This is a genomic window from Rhizobium sp. Nf11,1, from assembly GCF_050587665.1.
Taxonomy (GTDB): Bacteria; Pseudomonadota; Alphaproteobacteria; order Rhizobiales; family Rhizobiaceae; genus Rhizobium.
Genome location: NZ_JBOBHU010000002.1, coordinates 522,678 through 545,732, shown reverse-complemented (window position 1 = coordinate 545,732; position 23,055 = coordinate 522,678). Strand labels below are relative to the sequence as shown.

24 protein-coding genes and 1 pseudogene are annotated in these 23,055 nt (G+C 60.8%); 14 read left to right on the top strand and 11 right to left on the bottom strand.

All coding sequences use genetic code 11. The features are described 5' to 3' along the window. Window positions 1-42: 42 nt before the first annotated feature. Together ACQ7C1_RS05495 and ACQ7C1_RS05490 are read right to left on the bottom strand one after the other, a co-directional pair. Window positions 43-681, bottom strand: coding sequence for a hypothetical protein (locus ACQ7C1_RS05495; RefSeq protein WP_183705635.1), 639 nt, complete (start codon window positions 679-681; stop codon window positions 43-45). 772 nt (window positions 682-1,453) lie between these two features. Then, entirely contained in the window at window positions 1,454-2,377 is a 924-nt protein-coding gene (locus ACQ7C1_RS05490) for a LysR family transcriptional regulator (RefSeq protein ID WP_221128194.1), read from the bottom strand. A 155-nt stretch (window positions 2,378-2,532) separates the two neighbouring features. On the opposite strand from ACQ7C1_RS05490, the gene ACQ7C1_RS05485 reads away from it, so the two are divergent. Beyond that, complete coding sequence (locus ACQ7C1_RS05485; protein ID WP_221113697.1) at window positions 2,533-3,714, top strand: MFS transporter; 1,182 nt, start codon at window positions 2,533-2,535, stop codon at window positions 3,712-3,714. A gap of 262 nt (window positions 3,715-3,976) precedes the next feature. After that, a complete protein-coding gene (locus ACQ7C1_RS05480; protein ID WP_430957590.1) occupies window positions 3,977-4,315 on the top strand; it encodes a hypothetical protein in 339 nt (112 codons plus the stop codon). A gap of 110 nt (window positions 4,316-4,425) precedes the next feature. Here the strand turns inward: ACQ7C1_RS05480 and ACQ7C1_RS05475 are convergent, their stop codons facing one another. Next, window positions 4,426-5,721 (bottom strand): GGDEF domain-containing protein, encoded by a 1,296-nt coding sequence (locus ACQ7C1_RS05475; protein ID WP_221139263.1) that lies wholly within the window; start codon window positions 5,719-5,721, stop codon window positions 4,426-4,428. 152 nt (window positions 5,722-5,873) lie between these two features. Between ACQ7C1_RS05475 and ACQ7C1_RS05470 the strand changes: the two genes are divergently transcribed. The 3 genes from ACQ7C1_RS05470 (at window position 5,874) to ACQ7C1_RS05460 (ending at window position 8,211) form a co-directional block, all read left to right on the top strand. Further along, entirely contained in the window at window positions 5,874-7,568 is a 1,695-nt protein-coding gene (locus ACQ7C1_RS05470) for a sensor histidine kinase (RefSeq protein ID WP_221139100.1), read from the top strand. Beyond that, window positions 7,565-7,921, top strand: coding sequence for a response regulator (locus tag ACQ7C1_RS05465; protein ID WP_221139101.1), 357 nt, complete (start codon window positions 7,565-7,567; stop codon window positions 7,919-7,921). The genes ACQ7C1_RS05470 and ACQ7C1_RS05465 overlap by 4 nt, the downstream gene beginning before the upstream one ends. Window positions 7,922-8,025: 104 nt before the next feature. Beyond that, window positions 8,026-8,211, top strand: coding sequence for a hypothetical protein (locus ACQ7C1_RS05460; RefSeq protein WP_430957589.1), 186 nt, complete (start codon window positions 8,026-8,028; stop codon window positions 8,209-8,211). A 45-nt stretch (window positions 8,212-8,256) separates the two neighbouring features. Here the strand turns inward: ACQ7C1_RS05460 and ACQ7C1_RS05455 are convergent, their stop codons facing one another. From ACQ7C1_RS05455 to ACQ7C1_RS05440, 4 genes are all read right to left on the bottom strand, one after another. Beyond that, the gene (locus ACQ7C1_RS05455) at window positions 8,257-8,775 is read right to left on the bottom strand and encodes a hypothetical protein (protein WP_221128196.1); all 519 of its coding nucleotides are present in this window, start codon (window positions 8,773-8,775) and stop codon (window positions 8,257-8,259) included. A 107-nt stretch (window positions 8,776-8,882) separates the two neighbouring features. Then, a complete protein-coding gene (locus ACQ7C1_RS05450) occupies window positions 8,883-9,428 on the bottom strand; it encodes a GXWXG domain-containing protein (RefSeq protein ID WP_221139109.1) in 546 nt (181 codons plus the stop codon). Further along, complete coding sequence (locus ACQ7C1_RS05445; RefSeq protein WP_085781379.1) at window positions 9,428-9,925, bottom strand: metallophosphoesterase family protein; 498 nt, start codon at window positions 9,923-9,925, stop codon at window positions 9,428-9,430. The genes ACQ7C1_RS05450 and ACQ7C1_RS05445 overlap by 1 nt, the downstream gene beginning before the upstream one ends. Window positions 9,926-9,972: 47 nt before the next feature. After that, entirely contained in the window at window positions 9,973-10,794 is an 822-nt protein-coding gene (locus tag ACQ7C1_RS05440) for a DUF1206 domain-containing protein (protein ID WP_085781380.1), read from the bottom strand. Window positions 10,795-10,891: 97 nt separating this feature from the next. Between ACQ7C1_RS05440 and ACQ7C1_RS05435 the strand changes: the two genes are divergently transcribed. After that, complete coding sequence (locus ACQ7C1_RS05435; RefSeq protein ID WP_221113700.1) at window positions 10,892-11,365, top strand: NUDIX domain-containing protein; 474 nt, start codon at window positions 10,892-10,894, stop codon at window positions 11,363-11,365. Between the two features lie 32 nt (window positions 11,366-11,397). Here ACQ7C1_RS05435 and ACQ7C1_RS05430 read toward each other — a convergent pair whose 3' ends face one another. Beyond that, complete coding sequence (locus ACQ7C1_RS05430; protein ID WP_085781382.1) at window positions 11,398-12,402, bottom strand: LacI family DNA-binding transcriptional regulator; 1,005 nt, start codon at window positions 12,400-12,402, stop codon at window positions 11,398-11,400. Window positions 12,403-12,798: 396 nt separating this feature from the next. On the opposite strand from ACQ7C1_RS05430, the gene denD reads away from it, so the two are divergent. The 6 genes from denD (at window position 12,799) to ACQ7C1_RS05400 (ending at window position 19,211) form a co-directional block, all read left to right on the top strand. Continuing rightward, window positions 12,799-13,785, top strand: coding sequence for a D-erythronate dehydrogenase (gene denD / locus ACQ7C1_RS05425; protein ID WP_430957588.1), 987 nt, complete (start codon window positions 12,799-12,801; stop codon window positions 13,783-13,785). Next, a complete protein-coding gene (locus ACQ7C1_RS05420; protein WP_430957587.1) occupies window positions 13,782-14,555 on the top strand; it encodes an SDR family oxidoreductase in 774 nt (257 codons plus the stop codon). Before denD ends, ACQ7C1_RS05420 begins: the two co-directional genes overlap by 4 nt. A 71-nt stretch (window positions 14,556-14,626) precedes the next feature. Beyond that, window positions 14,627-15,694 (top strand): ABC transporter ATP-binding protein, encoded by a 1,068-nt coding sequence (locus ACQ7C1_RS05415; protein ID WP_085781385.1) that lies wholly within the window; start codon window positions 14,627-14,629, stop codon window positions 15,692-15,694. Window positions 15,695-15,885: 191 nt separating this feature from the next. After that, window positions 15,886-17,190, top strand: a complete 1,305-nt coding sequence (locus ACQ7C1_RS05410; protein ID WP_085781386.1) for an ABC transporter substrate-binding protein — start codon at window positions 15,886-15,888, stop codon at window positions 17,188-17,190. 184 nt (window positions 17,191-17,374) lie between these two features. Beyond that, window positions 17,375-18,301 carry a carbohydrate ABC transporter permease gene (locus ACQ7C1_RS05405; protein WP_097600112.1) on the top strand — a complete coding sequence of 309 codons (927 nt, stop codon included), beginning with the start codon at window positions 17,375-17,377 and terminating at the stop codon, window positions 18,299-18,301. A 10-nt stretch (window positions 18,302-18,311) separates the two neighbouring features. After that, window positions 18,312-19,211 carry a carbohydrate ABC transporter permease gene (locus ACQ7C1_RS05400; protein ID WP_040112047.1) on the top strand — a complete coding sequence of 300 codons (900 nt, stop codon included), beginning with the start codon at window positions 18,312-18,314 and terminating at the stop codon, window positions 19,209-19,211. A gap of 76 nt (window positions 19,212-19,287) precedes the next feature. On the opposite strand, the gene ACQ7C1_RS05395 is transcribed toward ACQ7C1_RS05400, so the two are convergent. The 3 genes and pseudogenes from ACQ7C1_RS05395 to ACQ7C1_RS05385 form a co-directional block, all read right to left on the bottom strand. Beyond that, window positions 19,288-19,752, bottom strand: coding sequence for a 2,4'-dihydroxyacetophenone dioxygenase family protein (locus ACQ7C1_RS05395; RefSeq protein ID WP_085781388.1), 465 nt, complete (start codon window positions 19,750-19,752; stop codon window positions 19,288-19,290). Window positions 19,753-19,791: 39 nt separating this feature from the next. Then, the gene (locus ACQ7C1_RS05390; RefSeq protein ID WP_097600110.1) at window positions 19,792-20,496 is read right to left on the bottom strand and encodes an SDR family NAD(P)-dependent oxidoreductase; all 705 of its coding nucleotides are present in this window, start codon (window positions 20,494-20,496) and stop codon (window positions 19,792-19,794) included. A 496-nt stretch (window positions 20,497-20,992) separates the two neighbouring features. Then, window positions 20,993-21,190 (bottom strand): annotated as a pseudogene (locus tag ACQ7C1_RS05385) (ribbon-helix-helix domain-containing protein); the annotation flags it as partial. Between the two features lie 271 nt (window positions 21,191-21,461). On the opposite strand from ACQ7C1_RS05385, the gene ACQ7C1_RS05380 reads away from it, so the two are divergent. Together ACQ7C1_RS05380 and ACQ7C1_RS05375 are read left to right on the top strand one after the other, a co-directional pair. Then, complete coding sequence (locus tag ACQ7C1_RS05380) at window positions 21,462-22,346, top strand: dihydrodipicolinate synthase family protein (RefSeq protein ID WP_097600109.1); 885 nt, start codon at window positions 21,462-21,464, stop codon at window positions 22,344-22,346. A 6-nt stretch (window positions 22,347-22,352) separates the two neighbouring features. Continuing rightward, a complete protein-coding gene (locus tag ACQ7C1_RS05375; RefSeq protein ID WP_176536325.1) occupies window positions 22,353-23,030 on the top strand; it encodes a GntR family transcriptional regulator in 678 nt (225 codons plus the stop codon). The last annotated feature ends 25 nt before the right edge of the window (window positions 23,031-23,055 follow it).

The following is a 23,055-nucleotide window of genomic DNA, read 5'->3' as shown; positions in this document are numbered from 1 at the left end:
GGTAACTCCTGCGATCATTTTGCGATGCGAACGCCGCCAATCCTACCGCAGCAGGCCTTCGTTCCCGAACTCGTCCCAACCGCTCAGCCCGGTCGCGGGGTCGTCATCGTTCGCATCAGCTTGTTTGACTTTTTCTTGTTTTTTCAGTGAACGCGTCAGCTTCGCCTGATAGGCGGCGCGTCGCCGGTTTTCCGCTTTCACCACCGCGTCTTGCTCGCGCCATTCGTCCACGGCCCCGCGGTCGAGCAGATCCTCTACAACCCGTGGATCAAATACGTGGAAGGTGATCCGTCGCGCTCGGCCTTGCAGCCGGACGGTTCTCGTTCCAGCGCTCGGAAGACGCCCATCCTCCAGCCAACGCATCCTTTCAGAGGCCGTGATCGTTAGGATGTCCTCGATCTCGCGAGGGATGATCCGAAGGTCTGAAATGTTCTGGAGGGCTTCGGTCACAATCGACGAGGTCGCGCGAAACGCCGTCTTCGAAGTCTCCGGCATGACGAGGGTAAGCTCGCCCGACTGCACATCCAGCGACTTTCTGACCGCCGGGGGCAGGCGGGACCGGATCTCCTGCAGGATTCCCTTCACCCTGACAGCCGATCCGAGCGTCGCCTCCACGGGGAGTGACCACTCCCTGATCAGCTCGGGATCATCGCTCTTATTTTTCGTCTTCGTGTTGGGCATACCGGAGCAGATGGGGTCGGAAGCGGCGAGCGTCAACCGGCTGCCTGTCCGATGCCCGCCTTTGGCGCTTCGCACATTCGGGCGATTTTGCTTGATCCACCAGGGCCTATGTGTCCGTTCTGTTAGCCAGGGCACCCACCCTGCCGTGAGGGATCACCCACTTTAAAGCGGCAGGGCCGCTCAAGTCCTTCCACCGCCAGCGGCCAGCGATTTGATCGGCTTGACTTCGTACTACATTGACGGGTTTTACCACAAGGAACGCGGCCATTCAGGACATCGCCAAGGTTCCGACCAACTCCCTCGAGTCTATGTCCACGTTGACGAGCGCCCTTGAAATCTGCGGTGAAAGGAATGCCCGCAACCTCGGCAGAAAGCCGCGAGTCAAGCCGCTGACGTGCGGTAGGTCGGACACTCGAGAGGATCGCCCGTACCGTGACAGACATCCAACTACCGGTCGTTGTCTTCCCCTCGCTTGAAATAGGGCAGCAGAGGTGGCGCCAATCAACAGAAAGGAGCCCGCGCCGGAAAGGGGTCCAAATCCCGGCAAGCGTATCGTCAGGGTTTAGGGCAAGCGACGGATGGGCGTCGGTGGGATTATCGGCCGCTCGAGAATGCACAATCGACTTGCTTCGGCACAGGCCTGAGATTGGGTCGGCCGAGATGCGCGAGAACAGACCGGCGGACGTCGCCACTCGGCAGCTGGGCAAAGCGCTCAGGCTTGATACCGTATTTTAGGGTGGACCATGTATTTGCACCTTACCTTTCTAGAGTTTCAGATGACCTGTTCCGGCGAACGATCTTTGCCGACATTTTCCGCAAGGAAATCTATGAAAGCGCGAATGCGGGCTGCGAGGTGCTCGTACCCGGCGAATACTGCGTGGATCAATTCGATGTCTTCAGGATTGTATTCTTCCAGCACGGGGGTGAGTAATCCAGAGTCGATCTCTGGCTCTACATGAAATTGGCCGATCCGAGCCAAACCAACGCCGGCAAGGCACAACCTGCGTATGGCCATTCCGCTGTTGACCGCGCTGTTGCCGGATACGGGCAACCGATACATCTCGGTCGATCCCGGCGCTCGAAAGGGCCACTCGTTGAGCGTTCGGCGGAAATTGAAAGTCAGGCAATTGTGGCCAGCGAGATCGGCCGGTGTCTTTGGTATGCCATGGGCATCCAGATAGGCCTGAGATGCAACAATGACGCGCCGGCTTTCAAGGAGTTTCCGGGCTTTCAGTGACGAATCTTCCATGGGGCCGGAGCGGATCGCAATGTCGGTCCGCTCTTCGATCAAGCCAATGACGCCGTCCGTAAGTGATATGTCGAGTTGCACTTCGGGATAGAGTTTGAGGAACTTCGGGACGAGCGGGAGGAGATAGCGTTCGCCAAAGCCAACGGAGGCATTGACCCTGAGAATCCCTCGCGGCGCGACTTTTCTGCCAGACGCGATGATCCGTTCAGTCTCCGCAATGTCGCCCAGGATTCGCCGGGCTCTCTCCAGATAAATTTCGCCTTCCGGCGTGAGCGTCATCGTGCGGGTTGAGCGGACGAGCAGTCGGGTCCCGAGCCGGTCCTCAATCCTGGTGACAAGCTTGCTCACCGCCGATGGCGAAAGTTTCAGGCGCCGTCCGGCCGCCGAAAAACTCTGCAATTCCGCCGCATTTACAAATACTTCCATTTCACCAGTGCGATTATCCATCGTGTTGTCCTGTGAATTCGATTCACATCTGTTTCCTCAATATTGCCGATTATCACAAAAGTCCCGTGCAATCATATTGCGGTCAACAACTTCGTCTGGCAGCGCTGCTGTCTTTGCAGCCGCCACCTTCAACGGCGAGCGGAAAGGAATTTATTATGCCTTTAGCAATCTTAGCCTTGACGATCGCGGCCTATGCGATCGGTACCACAGAATTCGTGATTGTCGGTCTTTTGCCGACCGTTGCCACAGACCTCAACATTACCCTGCCGCTTGCCGGGCTTATCGTCAGCGTCTATGCGCTCGGCGTCACCTTTGGCGCGCCGATCCTGACGGCGCTCACTGCCAAAATCGAAAGAAAGCCGTTGCTGCTCGGCCTAATGGCCTTGTTCATCGTTGGCAATACAATCGCGGCGTCGTCGCCGGGCTACGATCTGCTGCTTGTGGCCCGGGTGATCGCCGCCTTCGCCCATGGCGTGTTCTTCTCGGTCGGCTCGACCATTGCCGCCGATCTCGTGCCGGAGAACCGCCGCGCTTCGGCCATTGCCATGATGTTCATGGGCCTGACAGTTGCCATCATCACGGGCGTGCCACTCGGCACCTATATTGGCCAGATCCTCGGTTGGCGCGCGACTTTCTGGGCCGTTGCCGCACTCGGCGTCATCGCCTTCCTCGCCATTGCCGCCCTGTTGCCGCACACGCTCAAGAAGGCGCCGCCGGCAAGCCTGCTCGATCAGCTTCGCGTTCTTGGCTCCGGTCGTCTGCTCATCGTCTTCGCAATGACAGCGCTTGGCTACGGCGGAACCTTCGTCGCCTTCACCTTCCTGGCGCCGATCCTGCAGGAAATCACCGGCTTCTCCGAGGAGAGCGTCGGCCTTATTCTGGTTCTCTACGGCATCGCAATCGCAATCGGCAACATTGCCGGCGGCAGGATCGCCAACCTTAACCCGGTCAAGGCATTGATCTGTCTGTTCATCTTGCAGGCCATTGTACTTGTCATCTTGACCTTTACCGCGGCCTTGCCGGTTCTGGCGATCGTCACCCTTGCTGCGCTCGGGTTCCTTCAGTTCGGCAACGTGCCCGGCCTCCAGCTCTATGTCGTCAAACTGGCCAAAGAACACCGTCCGGGTGCCGTGGACGTCGCATCGGCTCTCAATATTGCCGCCTTCAACCTAGGCATCGCGATCGGCGCATGGCTGGGCGGCCTGGTGGTTGAATCGCCGCTTGGCCTCGGTGCGACCCCTTGGGTTGGTGCCATCCTGGTTGTCATCGCTCTGTTGCTGACCGTGTTGAGCGGCGCTCTCGACCGTCGCGCGGTTCCGGCCCTGAAGACAGCCTAACACAGCGACCCGGCGCGTTCGGCGCCGGGTCGCTCCCATAGGATCTCACCCAGGAGAATTCCCATGTCTACGTTGAAAGCCCGCGAGTTTTCCGCGCTTTCGGAGGACGCCTGACGCCCGGGGGGCGAAATTTCGTTTCTCGGCTGATGGCGATCAACGGGCGTGGTTTTGAGACGATCGCTGCCTTCATTGAGGGCCAGATTGTTTCCCCGACTGGTTACCGAAGGAGAATCCAAGAGATCTGCTGAAAACACGACTGCTGATGGCCGATGAACTAGTTGGCGGCTTTGGACGAATTGCAGATACCGCACGGAAACAAAACGGCAGCTATGTGGTTACTGATCAGACGCGCAGGAGCGTTTCCCTTGCGAGGAAAAGTAGCCGTAACGGGAGCAAGACGATGGACACAGCAGCACATTGGGCGCTTCTCCTTGGCATATTGACGTTGGCGAGCTGGTTGGCCGGAGGCTTCGCGGCTGTGCTTGGAAACGTGGAGCTTGGCCATCACGGGCAAAAGACAGCCGAATATCTGACATTCGGTCTGAGCGTCACCGGCTTCATCTCCGCCATCGCGATGGTATTGATCCTGGTGATCCGATGACCTCAATCACCCGACTGGCCATAGGGCCGGCCTTCCCGCGACCGTCGACTATGTGGCTGCGGGCTGGATGATCGTTCGGGGGAAGGAGCTCTGATCGATCTGCCTATCCGCTACCCCTGACGTCGCGCGGCGGTCTGCCCGGCGGCAGCAGGCGGACGACGAAAGATCGAGACCTGGTTGCGTCCGGCTTCCTTGGCGCGGTAAAGCGCCATGTCGGCCTCGTGCTGGAGATTGGCCAACGAAACATCCGTATCGAGTGCCGATTTGAACGCCACCCCGACGCTCAGCGTCACCGAGGGGCCAACGCTGGAGGCCGGATTCGGCAGGGCGGCCGCTTCCACGCTTTCACGTATTCGCCTGGCGACCGCGACGGCCTCTTCTTCATCGACATCAGGAAGCACGATGAGAAATTCCTCGCCGCCATGTCGAGAGACAAGATCGCGATCTGCGCGCACGCAGCTCTGGATGATGCCGGCAACCTTGACGAGGCAGCGATCGCCTTCGCCATGGCCGAGCTTATCGTTCAGCCCCTTGAAATGATCAATATCGCACATCAGCATGGCGACGCCAGTTTCGCGGCCGTTGCGCCAGAGGCCCTCGAGCGTTTCCATCATCCAACGGCGATTGGCGATCCCGGTGAGCGGGTCGGTTCGGGCCAGCCGCTCCAATCGGGCGTTCGCGTCGGCCAGCTCCGCGACACGGCGTTGATCCCTGCAGTCCAGAAGAAATGTCTTCTGCGCCAGGATGTTCATCGTTCGCCTGGCGACCACCGTCGCGATGATCCCACAGGAAAAGAACAGGGTCGCGGCGACGACACTGCCCGCTTCCAAGAGCGGGTTGTACCATTGGAGGATGAAGTAGAGACAAAGGGCATAACAGGCAATTGCAATCGTCCAGGCCAGCGGTACGCTGAAGATGGTGATTGCGCTCGTCGCGACGAACAACATGATGCTCAAATGCCGCTCGTAAAATTCGCCGCCGGCATAAACGCCGACGAGCCCGACCGAGAGGAGAATAAGGAACATTCCCACAAGCAGCGACGCCCGCTGAACGGCCGCCGGCCGCGGCTTGTTCCAGACGACCGCGGTCAAGATTGCCGCCGGCGGCAAAAGGCAGGCGGGGGCAATCATCGACAGAACGATCTGCCCGGGAAGCAGGAGTGCGTTCAGCGCCAGCGTCAGAACATCGACGAATGCGACCCAAATCATCCAGGAGCGGATGACCTTCGCGGTCTGCCGCCACAGCCTTTCGTCAAAACGGCGGCGCAGCTCGCCCGTCAGTCGGATATCGCGGGTTCGGCCCGATAAAAGACGTTCGACCTCATCCGCCATTGCGCCAGACAGCGGCCGTGGCGGAACACACCCCGCTGGAGAGGTTTCAGAGGAAGTGCTTTTGGCATCACTCATCTTTGATTTAACTAGCCGCGATGCAAAGCCCGGCAAGGCTTACGTACCCGCATCGGGATTCGTATGTTGATATTTTGTAAACAAGATTGCGCGCGCGGTCTGGGCCGGATCGTCTCGCTCATGCTACCAACCCTTTTCCGAAAGGGGACAGGATGAGGCTCAAACTGGTTGCAGTTGCGGTCGCGGCGCTGGCGCCGGTGGTTGCGATGCTCGTCTACAACGAAGTCGCGCTCCGCCACCAGCGCAACGAGGAAGTGCGCGCCTCCGCGGCGCAGGCGGCGAGGCAAGCCTCGTCGGAAGTCGAACGGATCATCGAGGGTCTGCACGCCCTTCTCGTCGCCGTATCCGCCATGCCTTCCGTCCGGCACCTCGACGTCCAGGCTTGCAACGATGCACTGAAGTCGGTTGTCGAAAGCATCCCCAACATCCGCACCATCTTCGTCGCCGGTCTCGATGGGCGGCCGATCTGCGGAAGCATGGCTTTTCCCCCGGGCGTGGTGTTTTCCGACCGCGATTACTTCCGGCAGACTCTGGAGACCAAAGACTTCGTCGTCGGCACCTATACGCAGAGCCGCCTTTCCGATCGCCCGGTGTTGCCGCTCGCGATGCCGCTGATGGAAGGCGATAGCATCAAGGCGATGATCATCAGCGGAATTCGGCTGGACTGGCTGCAGAACCGCATCACCGAGCGCGGTGTTGCTCCCGGCAATGCGGTGACGCTCGCCGACGCCAAAGGGACTATCATTGCGCACGTTCCCTCTCCCGAACAGTTCGTCGGTACGGTTATGCCCGAGGAATACCAGCGGCTGATCCACGCCGAACAGCCTGATGTCATCGAGATGACCGGCCAGGACGGAACAGCGCATATCGTCGGCTATCGCCCGATAGCCTTGCCTTCCAACCCACTCTATGTCAGCGCCGGCTTCTCGAAAGCGGAAGCCTTCGCGCCGATCGACCGGGCGACGCTGATGAATACGCTCGCCATCATCGGCGGCGCGCTTTTCGCCTTCCTCGCCGCGATTTTTATCGGCAACCGCTTCATCCTGATACCGATCTCCAGGATCGCGGATGTGATGGAAAGTTGGCGCAGCGGTCAGACGACGGCGCGGACCGGCATGAAGGGACCGGGCGAGCTGGGGCAGGTCGGCGCAACCTTCGATCGGCTGCTCGATGAACTCGAAGAGCGCAGGCGCCAAAATCAGCAGGCGGAGGAGGAACGAAGCCTGCTCGTCCGTGAGCTGGCGCATCGCGTCAAGAATGGCTTCACGCTCGTGCAGGCGATTGCCAGACAAACCTTCTCGCGGTCCGATCCGGAGAGATACAGTTCCTTCGCCGAGCGGCTCGCAGCCCTCGCCGGCACCTATGACCTCATCCTGTCGCGGGAGGGGTCGGCTTCGCCCATTCGGGATATCCTCTCCGCAGCCCTGCGGGCGCATGTCGCCTCGCAAGCCGAGCGCATTCATCTCGAAGGACCGGACGTCGTTCTTCCCGCAGACACCGCCCTGCCGCTCTCGCTCGTGATTCATGAGCTGGCGACCAATGCAACCAAGTATGGAAGCCTCGGCAGCGAAAATGGAACAGTCACCATCGAATGGAAACATGAGGATGGACGCGTCCAGCTTCTGTGGACGGAAGCCGGTGGCCCGCCGGTCTCGACGCCGACGAAAAAGGGCTTCGGCTCGGTGCTCATAGAACGTGCCTTCCCTTCGAAGGCGCAGGCGCGATCCCGGGTGGACTACCAGACCGAAGGCCTCATCTTCGAAGTAATATTTTCGATTGGGGAACCGGTTGCCAAAGGCGAAGTTGACCCTCCAAGCCGGGACGAAAAGCATACGAGCCAGACATGAAAACCAAGGTAGTCGTGGTCGAGGACGAAGCTCTGCTGCTGATGATGGCGGTCGCCATCGTCGAGGAGGCAGGCTTTGAGGCGCTCGAGGCACGCAATGCCGACGAGGCGCTGATGCTTTTCGAAAGAGTGCCCGGCATCCGGATCCTGTTTACTGATATCGACATGCCGGGCAGCATGGATGGCTTGATGCTGGCAAAGGCTGTCCGCGACCGCTGGCCGCCGGTGGAAATCATCATCGTCTCCGGCATGAAGCAGCCGGAGGCGGGCGCTTTACCCGAGCGCGGCGTCTTCTTCTCCAAGCCTTACGATACCCGCAAGCTCACCGATGCGCTTGTCAGGATGGCCGCCTAAAGCATGGTCTTCAAAAACGTCGCCGAGGCGTCTTCTGGAAGCTGAGCCATGCATCCTTTTGGAATCTTGTGCGTTTCCCTAATCCAACAGCAAAGGAGACGATCATGTCGAAACGTGACCTGGTAGATACGGGCACCGACAAGCGCTACGTCCGCCGCGACGATCGCGGTCGCTTCAAGGAATCCGACGACGTCGGCCGCTCGCTGTCGGCAGACAAGCGGCGGCGGGCAAAGAATGACACCAAGCCCGGGGAAGGCGACCGAGGCGACCATCACGCCAAAAAGCACTGAAGGCGCTGCGGCGGGAAAACCTCTTCATATCAGGAGGAGGACGCCTCACTTCTTCGCTGGCGAGGGACGCTGTAGATCGATGCGGCTCGTCACGACCGACTCGCCCGAGGCCGGATCTCGGTCAACCGTTTGCAGTCGCAACCTGTCTTGCCCGACTTTCTCAATCATCAGCGTGGCGTCTCGATCGCCATTGACGATCCGCGCCCAGGTCACGCGCAGGTTCAGTGCTTCACCGTTCCTGCTGCCGGCAAGCTTGGACGGCTGCCCCGATGGACCGATGTAATTGCCAGTGTAACGCTGCCCGGCTGCCTTCACACTCGCCGAGAAACTTCGGGTGAAAACCGCCAAGCCGCGGCATTTTCCGTTCATCGAGACGGCGGATGCGCTGGCATCTGATCTGAGGGTACACGAGACATTGAAATTGGTGCCGCCTATCTTGGTGAGCACCATTCCACCCCCGCTCCAGTCACCTGCCAAGGATTGCAAAAACCCTGCCTCGGACGCCTTTACGTTCGACGGCAAGCAGGAGAGCGAGAGCAAAGTCGCGATCAGGACGGCACGCATGATATCCCCCACGCTAGCGTGCCCTTACAACTGGCGAACGCGGCAGATTGTTCCCGGCGCCGAGGCGCTGGCGCCATCGTGGCAGCATCGGGCAGCCGCCTCCTTATTCAATCTGGGACGGCTCGCTGAGATACGACTTCGATCTTGCGGAGATTGAAGAAATAGCGACGGGGATCATTATCGACGCACATCATACCGGCCACTTCGTGATCTCCCATCCTGCGGAAATAGTCGGCGATAGGCTGCCTGTCGTAGACCATCGCAGCAGTGCTGACGTTGTCGAACGTCCGAAGCTTCAACGAGGCGGTCGTGCCCCGCGCCCGGAGTGCCTTCTGCAGATAGGAGAACCAGTTCCGGGCGATCCGAGTGCGGCCGAACGGCGCCGCCTTGATCGCCAGGCTGATTGGGATAATTCCGGGTTCGATCGCCACCAGCCGATCCGACCGCCACTGAAAGAGGAGGGCGTCCGCGCGCATGTCGGCGTGAAACCGCTTGCCGAACCAGCCGAGGTTCTCGAGAACGCCGTCGAGCGGGTGATCCGATGGTATGCCCGCACCTCGCCACAGGCCGAGCATCTCGGTCGGCTGGACCGGCGCCAGCGAAGAGAACCAGGCCTTCATTTCGTTCTGTCGCTTAGCGCTTTTCAGCGGCATCATGACCCCGGCTTCGTTGACAACAGGGCTTGCAGCGACACCGGCCTGAGGCCCTGCGCATCGACGCCGACATCGTACTGGCGGGGCAGGGGCTTGAGGCGGCCGTGGGAATGTCCGTGCAGATTGATCGACTTCTTCCCCATCTTCTTCCAGGTGCGGAAGGGGTAATGGCACAGGATCAGCAGATGATCGTCCAGCGTCATCTCACTGTAGTGCTGAACGCTTGCCCATCCCGTCGCCTCTGTCGTCGCCGGGGGATCATTATTCCCGATGATGAGGTGCTTCCGCCCGTTCAGCATCGAAAGGAGCTGGTCGCAGTCCCCGCCGCGGAACGACATGAAGTCGCCGAGATGCCAGATATCGTCCTGCGGGCCAATGATTTCGTTCCAGTTCTGGATCAGGGTCACGTCGTGGGACGTCATGTCGGGAAAGGGGCGTCGGTCGATGCGAAGGACGCGGGGATCTGCAAAATGGGTATCGCCGGTAAAATAGATCATCTGACAGAGATGGCGCAGCCCGCCTGCTTGGGAAGCCGCCGTTTTTGCTAATGGCCAGGTGTGGGGATCGAATGTTTCACGTCGTCAAGGGACGGGCTGTGCACGATGCGATAGCGCGCTTCGACGAGGTTATAGATCCCAAAGGCCGCCAGTCCGATCGCCACGGCGATATAGAGGATGGCGCCGAAAGGAAGCCGTCTCACCCATTCGAGCGCGTCCGCCATGCTGCCTGCCTGCTCAGGGTCAACACGAAAACCTGCATAGGCGAAAAAGATTCCGGTGATCACAAAGACGATGCCGCGGGCGACGAGGCCGTAGACGCAGACCGAGGTCACCACGCCGCTGGCGTCGGCGAGCCTGAGATAGCGCTCGAATTTCCTGGTGATGCCCTTAGCCGCCGTCACGACCCCGCCGATGATGAAGCCGAGACCGACGGCCATGGCAAGATAGGCGCCGAACGGCTGCGACATGATCCACTGGGCCAATCCCTTCTCACCCGAGCCTTCGCTTCCGCCGCCGCTGAAGAGTGCGTGCCCCAGCGCGTATCCGGCAAGCCCGAGATAGACAACGGCGCTGCCGAAGAAAACCGCGCGGATGGCGATGGCCTTAGTGTCGCGGCCATGGCCGTCGCTGTCGGCGAGCGACTGCGCCAGTCGCCAAGCGACGAAACCCAGAAGTCCGACGCCGATGAGCCCGACCCAGACGCGGCCGAAGGGCTGTTCGAGAAGCGTCGAAAGTGCCGATTTCGTTTCCGGCTTCCCCCCGGCAACGCCGGAGAAGAGAGCGAGGCCCGCCACGAGGAGGAACACGATACCGCGCGCCACATAGCCGCTCTTGGCAAGCAGGTCGAAACGAAATCCTTTGGGCATGATATTCTCCGCGCGTCTGTGTGGCTGTCAGCTCTAACGCGCCACCGCGCGGAAAGTTGTCCTCGAGGAAAGACCATGATCATTGAGGGAGTTGCCTATGCCGGTCCGTAGCGCCGGGCTTCTCATCTACCGCCTTTGCGAGAGGAAGCTGGAGGTCCTGCTCGTTCATCCCGGCGGTCCCTTCTGGGCAAAGAAGGACGAGGGCGCCTGGTCGATCCCGAAAGGATTGATCGAGGCCGGCGAAGACGAACTGTCGGCAGCGATCCGGGAGGCGCAGGAGGAACTTGGCGTCGAAATCAAGGGAAGCTTCGTCCCGCTCGGAGAATATCGCCAGCCTGGCGGAAAGGTGGTGGTCGTCTGGTCGGTGGAGGCGGACGTCACGCTTGATGTCGAGAAAGTACGGAGTTCGGAGTTTCAGATCGAATGGCCGCCGCGATCGGGTCGGATCCAAAGTTTTCCCGAGGTCGACCGCGCTGGGTGGTTTGCGATCGCAGAGGCTGAGATCAGGATTCTCAAGGGCCAGGCCGCAATGCTTGCCGATCTCGTAAAACAGCTCGGTCGAGACCAGTGAACGCGCTCAATCGCCTGAAGCACGCGAGGCCTTTAACCTCGATCGACTCCGGTGATCTCCGGAGTGAAAGCAATTACTTTTTCGCATATCCGGTTTTCGTCACCGCTGTTCGCGGCTAGCAGAAGCGCGGCGGCGGCTTCGCCCATCTGGCGCCGCGGCGAGATCGAGGTCGCAATCCTGACGGGGAGGGCACTGGCAACATCCAATCCGTTGAAGCCGGCGATCAGGATTTCGGCAGGGCTGGAAATGCCGAGTTCCAGGCATGCGAAGACGCCGCCCGTTGCCATGTCATCGTTGGAATAATAGATGCAATCGAGATCCCGGGTCGCGGCAAGCATGGACATCGACAGCCGCTTGCCGTGCGCCACTGAGGAATAGGCGGCGTTGAACCGCTCGTCCACGAAGGAAAGGCCGCTCTCGCGCAGCACTTTCTCGAAGCCGGCCTTCCGCTTGCCTGCGCGCAGATCTCTGTCGATCGCGCTGCCGATATAACCGAACCGCCGGCGACCGGCCGCCAAAAGCGCTTTTGCCATCTCTTCCCCAGCCTTGCCGTGCGAGAGGCCAACGTTGAAATCGATCGGTGTGCCGTCGAGGTCCATCAGCTGGATGACGGGAATGGCTGCATTCTGCAGCATTTTGACCGTTTCCGCCGGCTGATCGAGGCCCGTCACGATGATGGCGGCAGGCCGCCAGGAGAGCATGTCGCGGATGATCTCCCGTTCCTTCGCCATGTCATAGTCGGAGATGCCGAACACCGCCTGCATGCCGGATCCCCGCAGCCCCGCGGAAATGCCCGCCAGCATTTCGGGAAAGACGATGTTGGACATGCTGGGAACAACGACGGCGACGAGATTGGTGCGCTGCGACGACAGTGAGAGCGCCAGCCGGTTGCCGACATAGTTTAGCCGCTCGGCCTGTTGAAGCACCTTTTCGCGGGTCTCCTTGGAGACGTCGGCGGCGCCGCGAAGAGCGCGCGATGCCGTCATCTTGCTGACGCCTGCCGCAGCGGCAACCTCTTCCAGTGTGGATTTACGCATCGCACCGACCCCATCGTCGAACTGCCTCGCCAGCGGGCAACGTCAGACTCATAGGCTCTTTTCCAAAAAAGGAAAACACTCGCTACTTGACATGCACGGTAAAAATAGGCGCTGTTACCGATACCGGTATCGATACCACCGATCAGAAACGGGAGAAGAAGCCATGCGGGAGGTTGGTCCAGCTATGGTCATGGAGTCGGATTTGGCGGGCTGACGAGCAGGGCTTTGGAAGGTGACTTGACCCGCAGGTTGCAAACCTATCTGAATTCGATCGGGCATATGCCGATCGGGCCGGTTCAGATCGCGTCGCGAGCCGGGCAGGAGTGACCCCAAGGACAATACGACGGGCAGCGCGATCTTGACCGATGACAGTGGCCGACGGGAGGAAGAGCCGAAATGCATGTGATGATTTTGGGCGCGGCCGGCATGGTCGGCCGCAAGCTGGTCGAAAAGATCGCACGCGAGCCGCTGGTTTTTGACTGGCCCATCAGTCGACTGACGCTGGTGGACGCGTTTCAGCCGCCGGTGCCGGCATCGCTTCGGCCCGTCTCGACGGCACTGACGGTTGACCTTGCCTCTGCCGGTGCGGCCGACAGGCTGATCGAAAGCCGTCCGGATCTGATTTTTCACCTGGCCGCCATCGTGTCGGGTGAGGCCGAGGCAGATTTCGACAAGGGTTATGCCGTCAACCTTGACGGCACGCGCGCCCTGTTTGATGCGATCCGTCAGCTCGGCCTCAAGAGCGATTATGTACCGCGCGTCGTTTTTGCCTCCTCGATCGCCGTCTTCGGCACACCGTTCCCGGAGGTCATTCCGGACGAATTCTTCACAACGCCGCTGACGAGCTACGGCACCCAAAAGGCGATCGCCGAACTGCTGCTTGCCGATTATTCCCGCCGCGGCATCTTCGACGGCATCGGCATCCGGTTGCCGACCATCTGCGTGCGCCCCGGCGCACCCAACAAGGCGGCCTCCGGTTTCTTCTCCAACATTCTGCGCGAGCCGCTGGTCGGCAAGGAAGCCATATTGCCGGTCAGCGACAGCGTGCGGCACTGGTTTGCCAGTCCGCGCGCGGCCGTCGGCTTCTTCGTCCATGCCGCGACGATCGATACCGAAAAGATCGGCGCGCGGCGCAACCTCACAATGCCGGGCCTTTCCGCGCTGGTCTCCGAAGAGATCGACGCTCTGCGCCGGGTGGCCGGCGACAAGGCGGTCGCCCTCATCAAACGCGTGCCCGATCCCGTGATTGAACGCATCGTCGCCGGTTGGCCGACTCAGTTCGATGCGACCAGAGCCTCTTCGCTCGGCTTTACGGCGGAAACGAGCTTCGACGAAATTCTGCAGGTGCATATCGAGGATGAACTCGGCGGGAGGATTGCGTGAGCATATCGGCGGGAGGAGAAGCAAGGATCGCGCTTGTCACCGGCGGCGGCACCGGTGTCGGGCGTGCCATATCAAGGGGACTCGGCGCTGCCGGCTACAGGGTCGTGATTTCAGGGCGACGGGCCGATGTGCTTGAGAAGGCGGCGAGCGATCTTGGCAGCGAAACAGGGGCCGAGTTTTTCGCGGTTCCTGCCGATGTCGGCGATCCCGCTTCGGTGCGGGCTCTGTTCGACGCGATCTCGGAGAGATACGGACGGCTCGACCTCCTGGTCAACAATGCCGGGGTCACTGTGCCGGGAGTGCCACTCGAGGAGGTTTCCTTCGAGCAGTGGAGCGCGATCGTCGCCGCCAATTTCACCGGTGCCTTCCTCTGCACCCAGCAGGCCTTCCGGCTGATGAAGAGCCAGACCCCGCGCGGCGGCCGCATCATCAACAACGGCTCGGTCTCGGCCACAACGCCCCGCCCGAATTCCGCGCCTTACACCGCGACGAAGCACGCCATTACGGGCCTGACCAAATCCACCGCGCTTGACGGGCGCGAATTCGACATCGCCTGCGGCCAGATCGATATCGGCAATGCCGCCAGCGACATGACGACGAGAATTGCGGCCGGCGTGCTGCAGGCCAACGGCAGCATTGCCGCGGAGGCGACGATCGACCCGGCCCATATTGCCGACGCGGTCGTCTACATGGCCGGCCTGCCGCTCAGCGCCAACGTGCTGACCATGACTGTCATGGCGACAAAAATGCCCTTTGTCGGGCGAGGGTGAGAAGGCCTGCAGCTGCGGCCGAAGCGACCTATATGCAGTTATGCAGTGCTCATGATCTGGGAGGAGGGAGTATGGCAAACGTTCAATTCGCGGATGTCCGGAAATCATTCGGCGCGCATCCCGTCATCAAGGGGGTGGACATCGATATCGCCGACGGCGAATTCGTCATCCTCGTCGGCCCCTCCGGCTGCGGCAAGTCCACGCTTCTGCGGATGCTGGCAGGGCTCGAGAATATTTCCGGCGGCGAGATCAGGATCGGCGGGCGCGTCGTCAACACGCTGCCGCCGAAGGACCGCGACATTGCCATGGTGTTCCAGAATTATGCGCTCTACCCGCATATGACGGTGGAGCAGAACATGGGCTTCTCGCTCATGCTCAACAAATCGCCGAAGGCAGAAGCGGAAAAGCGGGTGAAATATGCCGCCGGGATCCTCGGTCTCGACAAGCTGCTCGACCGTTATCCGCGCCAGCTTTCCGGCGGCCAGCGCCAGCGCGTCGCCATGGGCCGGGCGATCGTGCGCAATCCGGAAGTCTTCCTGTTCGACGAGCCGCTGTCCAACCTCGATGCGAAACTGCGCGTCGCCATGCGCGCCGAGATCAAGGAACTGCACCAGCGCCTGAAAACGACGACCGTCTACGTCACGCATGATCAGATCGAGGCGATGACGATGGCCGACAAGATCGTCGTCATGCATGACGGCATCGTCGAGCAGATCGGCAGCCCACTCGAGCTTTACGACCGCCCCGCCAATCTCTTCGTCGGCGGCTTCATCGGCTCGCCAGCAATGAACATGATCCACGGCAGGCTCGATCCGGAGAACCCCAGCCAGTTCGTCGCTGCCAACGGCACGCGGCTGCCGGTCTCCAATCCGCCGGCAAGCGCTATCGGCCGTGACCTCGTCTACGGGCTGCGCCCAGAATATATCTCGCTCGATGCCAACGGGCTGCCGGCTGAGATCGTGGTAATCGAGCCGACCGGCTACGAGACGCATCTGACCGTCCGCCTCGGCGGCAGCGATGTCAGCTGCGTCTTCCGCGAGCGTGTCGATGCCCGTCCGGGTGAAGCCATCCGCGTGGCGATCGACGCCAAGCATGTGCATCTCTTCGACGCCGAAGGCGGCATGAGATTGACCGACTGACGCCATCCGGCGGGATAAGGGGAGAGGAGGAGTCTTCCGTTCCGCCGGAGCGCAAGCATTCGAGGGGTGAGCCCCACGGGAGCGCAAACCTCCCAGGGGAGCTTACGCCTCCGGGATGCCAGGCCGCCGTTCACCAAGCGGGAGGTGAATGCCGGAGAATTGCTCCCGCTGTTTCAATGAGGAGGAATCTCATGACGATCAAGAGACGTGAATTTCTTGCTGCATCGGCAGCCGTTGCCGGTGTCGCCGGCCTTGGCATCAAGCCGTCCTTTGCGCAGGCCGAACCGACCTACACGCCGGAAAGCGGCGCCAGCCTGCGGCTGCTGCGCTGGACGCCTTTCGTGAAGGGCGATGAGGATGCCTGGCTCGCCAATACCAAGAAGTTCACCGAGGCGACGGGCGTAGAAGTGCGTATCGACAAGGAGAGCTGGGAGGACATCCGTCCGAAGGCAGCGGTCGCGGCCAATGTCGGCTCCGGTCCGGATCTCATCATGTGCTGGTTCGACGACGCGCACCAATATCCCGACAAGCTGGTCGATCTCACTGAACTCGGCAACTATCTCGGCAACAAATACGAGGGCTGGTATGACGGCCTGAAGGGTTACGCCACCCGCGACGACAAGTTCATCGCCATGCCGCTGACAACAATCGGCAATGCCGTCGTCTATCGCGACAGCCATGTGAAGGCGGCCGGCTTCAACGAATTCCCGAACGATACCGCAGGCTTCCTCGAGCTTTGCAAGGCGATGAAGGCAAAGGGCACGCCCGCCGGCTTCCCGCACGGCAAGGCGGTCGGCGACGGCAACAACTACGCCCATTGGCTGCTCTGGAGCCATGGCGGCAAGATGGTCGACGAAAGCGGCACCGTGACGATCAACAGCCCGGAAACGCTCGCCTCTATCAACTACGCCAAGGAGCTCTACGCGACCTTCATTCCGGGCACGGAAAGCTGGCTGGATGTCAACAACAACCGTGCCTTCCTCGCCGGCCAGGTATCGCTGATCGCCAACGGCGTCTCGGTCTACTACACGGCCAAGAACGACCCGAAGCTCGCCGAGATCGCCAAGGACATCCGCACGACGAACTTCCCGATCGGGCCGGTTGGCAAGAGCGTCGAGCTTTTCCAGACGAGCTCGCTGCTGCTCTTCAAGCACAGCAAATATCCGGAAGCGGCCAAGGCCTACATCAAGTTCATGATGGAAGCCGATCAGATGAATGCCTGGATTCAGGGCTCCAGCGCCTATTGCTGCCAGCCCCTCAAGGCCTTCGCCAATAATCCGGTCTGGACTGCCGATCCGGTTCACGCGCCCTATGCGCGCGCCTCGGAAAAGCTGCGTCCGAACGGTTATGCCGGGCCGCTCGGCTACGCCTCGGCGGCGACCATGGCCGACTACGTGCTGGTCGACATGTATGCCGCCGCCGTCACCGGCCAGAAGTCGCCCGAGGACGCGATGAAGGAAGCCGAACGCCGGGCAAACCGCTACTACCGCGTCTGATCCGGAGCCGGGACCTGCGGCATGCCTGATATCCGGCATGCCGCGAGCCTCTGAAGCGCGTCACATCAGATTTGATCCATGCGCCGCGCTTTAGTTCCTTGTTTTTAGGCATGTCGTCGTCCCGGAACCGCTGCACACTTCCGGGCGACATGCATCAGGACTGAATGCAATCTGGAGACAAGCAATGTCGACCTTGGACTCAGGGGATAAGCGCGGCCCCTCGCTAATGCAGAACAACAACGTGCTCGGCTTCCTCTTCATGCTGCCGGCCGCCGTGTTTCTCGTCTGCTTTCTCACTTATCCCTTGGGGCTCGGCGTCTGGCTTGGTTTTACCGACACGCGGATCGGCCGGGACGGCATTTTCATCGGCCTGGAGAACTATGAATTCCTGGCCGATGACGCGGTTTTCTGGCTGTCAGTCTTCAACACCATCCTTTATACGGTCATCGCCTCGGCTCTGAAATTCGCTCTCGGCCTCTGGCTGGCGCTGCTCCTGAACCAGCATCTTCCGTTCAAATCCTTCTTCCGGGCGATCGTGCTCCTGCCCTGGGTGGTGCCGACGGTGCTTTCGGCGCTGGCCTTCTGGTGGATCTACGATTCCCAATTCTCGATCATCTCGTGGTCGCTGATGAAGCTCGGGCTGATCAGCGCGCCGATCAACTTCCTCGGCGATCCCACGAATGCCCGCATCTCGGTCATCGTCGCCAATGTCTGGCGCGGCATTCCCTTCGTTGCTATTTCGCTGCTCGCCGGCCTGCAGACGATTCCGGCCTCGCTGCAGGAGGCGGCCTCGCTCGATGGCGCGACGAGCTGGCAGCGTTTCCGCTATGTGACGCTGCCGATGCTGACGCCGATCATCGCCGTCGTCATGACCTTTTCGGTGCTCTTCACCTTCACGGATTTCCAGCTGATCTACGTGCTAACCAAGGGCGGGCCTGTCAACGCCACGCATCTGATGGCCACACTCTCCTTCCAGCGCGGCATTCCGGGCGGGCAGCTCGGAGAGGGCGCGGCCATCGCCGTCGCCATGATACCCTTCCTGCTCGGCGCCATCATGTTCAGTTTCTTCGGTCTGCAACGCCGCAAATGGCAGCAGGGCGGACAAGATTAAGGAGCGAACCATGTCGACCAATCTCAAAACGGCCGATGAGGTCCTGACCGACAATGCCGAGGGCATGAGCTACCTGAACCGCCTGCCGCGGCGCGTGGTGATGCTCTACCTGCCGATGGCCGTCTTCGTCTTCGTGCTGCTCTTTCCCTTCTACTGGATGGCGATCACCGCGGTGAAGCCGAACGAGCAGCTGACGGATTACAACAACTACAGCCCCTTCTGGGTGGTCGGCCCGACGCTTGACCACATCAAATACCTGTTTCTCGAGACATCCTATCCCGGCTGGCTGTGGAATACGATGCTGGTGGCTGTGGGGTCGACAGCGCTGTCGCTCGTCGCCTCGGTGTTCGGCGCCTACGCGATCGAGCGCGTGCGCTTCACCGGCTCCAGGCAGATCGGCCTCGTCATCTTTCTCGCCTATCTCATTCCGCCGTCGATCCTCTTCATCCCGCTCGCCTTCATCGTCTTCAAGCTCGGGATCTATGATTCGCGCCTGGCGCTGATCTTCACCTATCCGACTTTCCTCATCCCCTTCTGCACCTGGCTACTGATGGGCTATTTCCGATCGATCCCCTTCGAACTCGAGGAAAGCGCGCTGGTGGACGGCGCCAATCGCTGGCAGATCCTCGTCAAGATCATCCTGCCGCTTGCCGTGCCCGGCCTGATCTCGGCCGGCATCTTTGCCTTCACGCTCTCCTGGAACGAATTCATCTACGCACTGACATTCATCCAGTCCTCGGAGAACAAGACTATACCGGTGGGCGTCCTGACCGAACTGGTGCGGGGCGACGTTTTCGAATGGGGGTCGCTGATGGCGGGCGCGCTGTTCGGCTCACTGCCAGTCGTCATCCTCTATTCCTTCTTCGTCGACTACTACGTGTCCTCGATGACGGGTGCGGTGAAGGAGTAGCAATGATCGTTTCGGCGGCGGGTGGTGAGGATTTCATCCCCGCCGGCCGAAAAGATGCCGATCGGCTCGTCAACCGCTACCGGACGAACTGCCTCACGAAATCGGCGCCGAGGCCGACCTTCTGATAATGGGCGGCGCACATGTCGATCTTGGTGAAGACATCCTCGAAGCCGGTGTGATCGCCGTTTTCGTCGACATAATACATGCAGCCAGAAATGTTGAAGAAGGTGATCATCTCCTCGACGTCGTCGGGCACGGTCAGCGTATGGGTTTCGCCGGGCGGCTCGAAGACATAGGCTCCTTCGGTGGCCATCCAATCATGTTCGAGGTAGCGCCAGCGGCCCTTGATGACATAGCCGTGAACGGGTGCCGGATGGCGATGGCGGCTGAGGATACCGGCGCGGCGGACCCGCAGGAGATTGCACCATGCGCCCTGCAGCGTGTTCAGCATCAGCGGGCGGAACCAGACATCGGGGGCCTGGGGAACCCAGAGCCGTTCATCTTCGGGAACCGCCGCGACGACGATCTCGGGCGGCGACATAGGGTGGACAGATTGATAGGCCACGGAACCTCTCTCCTTTCAAGCTGCGGCATAACCGCCGTCGACCGGCAGGATAACGCCGGTCATGAAGCCGGCCGCTTCCGAGCACAGGAAGACGATCGGGCCGGCGACGTCTTCCGGCTTGCCCCAGCGGCGCATCGGCGTGCGCTGCAGGATAGGCTCTGCTCTGCTCGGGTCTTCATAGAGGGGACGGGTCAGCTCGGTGGCGATCCAGCCGGGGGCCACCGCGTTGACCCTGATATTGTCCGCCGCCCAGGCAACGGCCAGAGATTTGGTGAGCTGCGCCACGCCGCCCTTGCTGGCGGTGTAGGCCGGCACGACCGGTCCGCCGAAGAATGACAGCATGGAAGCGGTATTGACGATAGCGCCGCCTTTTCGAGCCAGCAGCGGCTTTGCCGCGACACAAACCCGCATCGTGCCCGAGAGATTGACGTCGATGACCTCCGAAAAGGTGGCGGGATCGAACTCCGCGCCGCCGCGCCGAATGAGCCCGGCGCAATTGACGACTGCATCGAGCCTGTCGAAAGAACCGACCAGCCTCTCCACGGAGGCCTGGTCGCGCACATCGAGCACGACGCCGGCAAGACACTCTCTCTTCGGCATGGCGCCGATTTCGGCGGCATCGATCCCCGTCGCCGTCACACGATAACCTGCGTCACGAAGCGCCAGGGCGGCGGAAAGCCCGATACCGCGGCCGCCACCTGTCACCAGTGCATGTTTCATACGCCAACCTCTTTGCTCAGGAATGCCAGAACGTCGCCTCTCCCAGTTATAGGCGCTGCGGCCTCGAACGAAGCGCACCATCGACCCTGTCGCTGTGACCTGTGGTATCGACCGTCTGCACCTTCGCCTGGAATGCGGATGCGTTCGCTCGCGGACGCGACGAATGCGCCATGCAAGCCCATCTTCAGCACGAAGAGTGGTCTGCCAAGCTTCGGCTAAAAATTCACGTTAGCATTCGTGTCGTCAAGGGCCGGTCAGGCGGTCGCATTCTCCAGAGTAGCGAAGATGACATTACAAAGCGAGTGATCGAATGGGCGATCGCGCGAGTACGCTCGAGCGGAACGCATCTGGCCGGCGAAGGCTCTCTTCGGACCATCCGCGCCCGCTTAACATCAGAAGACGCAGAAAGCCGACATCACGAGCGAGGCAGGATACGCTGACAATGTCCCCGATGCTCGGGTATTGCGTAAATTGGATAGCACCGCCACCAGGAAGTCATCGGGCCGTTCAAACGCCGCTGGACCAACTCGCGAAGCGCTGCCGTTTCGGCGGTCTCGCTTTCCGTCCTTTGGCGGAGAAGCTCCAGGCCCTGCTGAAGAACGGAATTCATGCTGGAATCCCGGCCGCTCTCCACCAGCGACCGGGCAAACGCGTCCTGCTGGTCGGTTAGCGAGATCGACGATTTGACACTCATCGGTTTTATCTCCATCGAGCCGAGTTTGCTACTCAGTTGCACATTTGTCGATCTACCGAAAGCCTTCATCTATCGTCATGGCAGGCCCGCTATTGGTAGTGTTTGCTACCAACGCCGCACTTTTCCAGAGAAACGAGTTCATCTGCTTTACGGCCACTGGCAAATGGCCATTGTGGCCAAGAAGAGGGCTCCGCACCGACCGATACGATCAGCTCTTTACAACTAACATGTCAGTCTGCTACACCTGACTCATTAGCTGGGAGGAACAAGGTTGACATCAAGATTCGGGCTCTCCGTCGCTCTCGCCACGCCGTTCGACAGTGATGGCAATATTGCGATCGAGGCGATGATCGCGCAAGCGCGGCGGTGCCTTGCCGCCGGGTGCTCCAGCGTGACGCTGTTCGGGACGACAGGTGAGGGATCTTCCATCGGGAATGGCGAACGGGAACGCATAGTGGCCGCCTTTCTCGATGCCGGCATTGCGCCCGGCAACATCATCGTCGGCGTGCTCGTCGATGCCGCAGAGGATGCGGCGATGCAGGCCGGTCAGGCCCTGTCCAATGGCGCCCGCAACATCCTTCTTGCCCCGCCGTCCTATTTCAAGAACGTGAGTGACGACGGCGTCTTCCAGTGGTTTTCCGCCGTATTCTCCCTGCTGGGCGACACGGCGCGGGATATCATCGTCTATAATCTTCCTTCGGTCACCATGGTGCCGCTGAGCGTGTCGCTGATCGGCCGGCTGCGGACCGCCTTTCCCCATATCGTCACAGGCGTCAAGGATTCCTCCGGCGACTGGCCCTACACCGAAGCGCTTCTCAAAGCGCATCGTGATCTCATCATCCTGGTCGGCGACGAGCGGCACCTCGCAAGGGCCGTGCGGCTCGGCGGCCAGGGCGCCATATCGGGCATGGCGAATTTTGTGCCTGGCGAACTCAAGCCGATGGCCGAAGAGGGCAGGGACGATAACCGCGTCGCCGATTTCGTCGTCGAATTGCTGAAACATCCGGTCATTCCGGCCGTGAAGACGATGGTGGCGTGCACGACGTTGGAGGACATCTGGGTTGCGGTTCGTCCGCCGCTCCTCCCATTATCCGCCGAAGCGCAGGAACAGCTTGCGATTGCTTTTGACCGTCTTTTCCAATCGAAGGCGGCATAGTTAGCCATGTTTGCGGGGGAGGCGATGGACGAAATGGAGGAGCAGCCGACGCTACGGGAAAAGGCCTATGCAAGTTTCACGCGCCACCTGCTTGCCCGTGACGTGCGTCCCGGCCAATTCGTGTCGCAGCGCCGTCTCGTCGAGCTGACCGGGCTGACGCTTGGCGCCATCCGAGAGCTCATCCCGAGGCTTGAAGCGGAGGGGCTGATCAAGACCGTGCCGCAGCGGGGTTTGCAGATCGCTCACATCGATCTCAACCTTATCCGCGAGGCGTTCCAGCTGCGTGTATTCCTAGAGAAGGAAGCTGTGGCGCTCTTCACACAGACAGCGTCGGACGAAACGATCGCCGGGCTGTTGAAGCAGCATCGGGATATCGCCGACGCCATCCGAAACGGCAACGTGTCGCATGAGTTGGAACTGCACGCACAGGCCGTCGATTGGGGCATGCATGATGCCTTTATCGACGCGCTTGGCAACACCATCATTTCGAACGCCTACCGCGTGAACTCGATCAAGATGCGCCTGATCAGCCAGGACCGCTTTCGCATCGACGGCCATGTCGGACCCGTCATGGGCGAGCACCTGAAAGTGCTCGAGGCGATCGAACGACGATCGGCCGAAGACGCCGTCAACAGCCTTGTCGCACACATCAATCATGCAAGGGATCGTGCGCTCAGGATATAATCGAGAATAAACCGCCGGGGGTGAG